This is a genomic window from Moritella sp. (assembly GCF_033791185.1).
GTDB lineage: Bacteria > Pseudomonadota > Gammaproteobacteria > Enterobacterales > Moritellaceae > Moritella.
Genome location: NZ_JASJHF010000134.1, coordinates 1 through 3,687 on the forward strand (window position 1 = coordinate 1; position 3,687 = coordinate 3,687).

2 protein-coding genes are annotated in these 3,687 nt (G+C 40.9%); both read right to left on the bottom strand.

All coding sequences use genetic code 11. The features are described 5' to 3' along the window. Positions 1 to 2,702: efflux RND transporter permease subunit (locus tag QNK26_RS07915; RefSeq protein ID WP_319222055.1), on the bottom strand; the 2,702-nt coding region annotated here is incomplete at its 3' end. Positions 2,703 to 2,743: 41 nt separating this feature from the next. After that, positions 2,744 to 3,687, bottom strand: a 944-nt coding sequence (locus QNK26_RS07920; protein ID WP_319222056.1) for an efflux RND transporter periplasmic adaptor subunit, incomplete at its 5' end; no start/stop codon positions are given.

Here is a 3,687-nt window from a genome sequence, read left to right on the forward strand (position 1 = left end):
CCTGCTGTAATACCAATGGTCGCCATGGGAACAACCAACCAAATTATAAGCGGTTGACGAACACGCCCAAATAATAAAATGGTACAGATGATCATTAACATAAAGCCACCCGGGAGAGCCGCAAATAGAGGTTCAGATGCATTTACACCATCTTCATATTCACCACCCCATTCGAGCATATAGCCGGGAGGTAACGGTATTGCTTCAATCTGTGGTCTTAAGCGATTAAATAGTGGTGAAGCTAGCTCTCCTTTAGGATTGGTAGAGGCAATAATAGTATTTGCTCTATTACGGTTACGGACAATATTATTTTCCCATACCGTTTCAAAGCCGTTTACAACTTGACCAACAGGCAGGTATAGATCCAATACGTTACTATAAACCTGGATATCAGTTAACTGCGATGCATTATCGCGTTCATTACTCGGTGAGCGTAACGAAATATCTAATAAGCGATTACCATCTCTATATGTGCCGACACTGCTACCTTCTGAGGAGCGTTTTAATGCTTCGGTTAGATCATCTCGAGTAATCCCCAGTTGACGGCCAACTTGCTCATTAAAAATAGGGCGGATAACTTTAACCGGCTGTCTCCAGTCATCTCGAATATCTCGCGCATCACTGTCTGCGAACATTATTGTCTGAGCTTGTTCTGAAAGCTCACGTAGTATTTCCTTATCTGGACCTGAAAAACGTGCCTCAATTTTTGAATCTCGTCCTGGACCAATACGTAAGTTTTTGACTTTAGGCTCAGTATTTGGCAGTTCAACCCGCATAAACTCTGCGACATTTTTCTGGATTTCAGCTATCTGATCTCGCGTTTCTGTTTTTACAATTATTTGTGCATAGGAACTTGTTCTTGATTCTGGTGTATAAACCAATGTAAATCTAGCTGCTCCACCTCCAACCACTGTTGTTGTAGAAACCACACCTGCTTGTTCTAGTAAAAAAGCTTCAACTTTAAGCGCATCATCGCGGGTTCTGTGAATATCCGTTCCTTCAACTTCCCAAACATCGACAAAAAATAATGGGGTATTTGAGTCAGGGAAGAAGCCTTGTTTGACATAACCAAAGCCAATAATAGAGGCAACAAATAGGGTCACAACAAGAGAGACTGTTATCCAACGGAAGCGCAGTGCGAGTAATAACAATTTTTTATATAACTGAAATAATGCACCAGCATAGGGATCTTTAACTTGTTCATCTCCCTCTACTTTTTTATCCGGTTTAATGAACATTGCACACAATAAAGGGGTTGTGGTGATCGCAGTAAACCATGACAGGCTGAGTGATATTAAAATTACCCAGAAGAGGCTAGAAGCAAATTCACCGACACTACTGACAGAAAAACCAATGCCCGAAAAGGCAACGATACCGATGATAGTACCGCCTAATAATGGCCAAATAGTTTGATCTATGGTTTCACCTGCTGCTTTGCTCGGATCCATACCGCCTTTAATGCGGACTAACATGCCTTCCGCGACAACAATGGCATTATCAACCAACATACCTAATGCGATAATTAACGCACCTAGTGAGATACGTTGTAGCTCCATTCCACTGAGTTGCATTATCCAAATGGTGCCCGCGACCGTAATCAACAACACCGCACCAATAATTAATCCAACTCGAACGCCCATAAAAAATAGTAGAACCACGACTACGATAACTAATGCTTGTACCACGCTGATAATAAAGCCATTAACTGAGTTATCAACTTCAGTCGGTTGGTCGTAAATAGGCTGTAATTCCATGCCTAATGGGGTTATTGGTAATAGCTCTTGAAAACGCTTGGTTAACCGTTCTCCCACGGCAACGACATTGACTCCCGGTTGCATTGAGATACCCAGGGTTAATGCAGGTTTACCATTTCTGTAATAAAGAAATTCTGGTTGGTCGTTATAAGCACGCTGAATAGTGGCAATATCTTTTAAGCGAACTAGTTGTTTATTGCTACTGGAAATAAGTACTTCACCTATCTCTTGCACTGATTTAAATGCACCAGTAGGGTGGATACGAATATACTCATCTTCTATTCTGAGATTCCCTGAAGGCGCTGCAACATTTTGTGATTGTAAGACTTGCGCAATATTTTGTGGGCTAATACCTAGCTCAGCAAGCTTAGTACGAGATAGAAAAATATTTACTTCTTCTTTTTGCTCGCCACCTAATACAACTTTCCTGACTCCATCAACTAATACTAATTGTTTTTTTAGCACATCAGCAAAATCTTTTAAATCACGGTAGCTATAACCTTCACCGGTTAAACTCAGGTATAAACCATATACATCTGCATAGGTATCAACAATAATGGGCGGCATTGCGCCTGGAGGAAGTTTATGCTCCATATCCGCAATTTTACGTCGTACTTCATCGTAGATGCCGGGCATTGAATCTAGTTTGTATTTGTCTTGAAACTCAACAGTCACTTCGGAATAACCTGGGCGATTAACCGTCATTTTTAAGCGTTTTAGTTGCTCCATCTGCTGCAGTGCATCTTCCACATGGAAGGTAACTTCAGCTTCTACTTCATCCGCTGTTGCCCCCGGGTAAAGGGTGATTACTTTTGCTTCTTTGATAGTAAAAGCGGGATCTTCAAGCTTACCAATTTTATCATAAGCGGTGATCCCTCCACCGATTAAGATAATAACAACTAACCAAGTGACTACTTTGTTAGCAATTGAGTATTGTGCAATATTCATTAACTTCTGCCTGTACTAGGTGATAGAAAATAGTAGATTTTTTATGGTGCTGTCGAAGAATCTGCTTGCTCAACATAAGGTAATAAAGTGACCTCTTGTCCATCTCGCATAAAGGCGATGCCCGCGATAACAACGCGATCACCAAGACTTAAGCCTTCCAGTACTTTTATTCTGTCGCCAAACATATCAGCAACTTTCACTGGCTGTTCTTTCAACTTATTGGTTTCTGGGTCGACGATGAAAACCATAGGTGAAAGATCTAACGCGCCTTTAACCGCGTTAATTGGCAATAAATAAACAACATCATTATCGGATTCTGTCACTGTTTGTACAAGCACATTGCTGGTCATACCTGGTAATAAGGTTAACTCATCCGGTTGTGGCATTAAGAATGTAATAGCAAAGGTTTGGGTTTGAACATCAGCTTTTTTAGCGACTTCTTTGACTGTTAAAGGGAACTTCTTATCGCCAGAAGCTTCAAAAGTTGCAAATACCTGATATATTGATTGACCATCGGTTGCGAGTTTTACTAGTCCTTCTGGGATGTTAATTTGAACTTCAAGATGGGTTACATCATTCAAGCTGAAGACCTCTTGTTTTGCTTGAACTTCTTCAAAATTTTGCACATATCGTCTGCCGATAACACCTGAAAACGACGCTTTTAGTTGTGTATAATCGAGTTCATTTCTAGCTTGTTGTAGTTGCGATTTTGCAGATGCAAAGTCAGCTTTCATTTTGTCATACTGAGCTCTAGAGATATAACCATCCTCAATTAGCTCCGAGCCACGATTAAAGTCAGCTCTAGTGCGGTCATAAGTCGCCTGTCTATAGTCGAGTGTTACTTTAAAGTCGGTGGGATCTAATTGCGCGAGTATTTGGCCTTCTTCTACCATATCGCCTTCTTTAACAAATATTTTGTCTAGTTTTCCCGCCACTCGAAATGAAATTTGAGCGCTCTGGACTGAGTCTAAAACAGCTGGGAAGT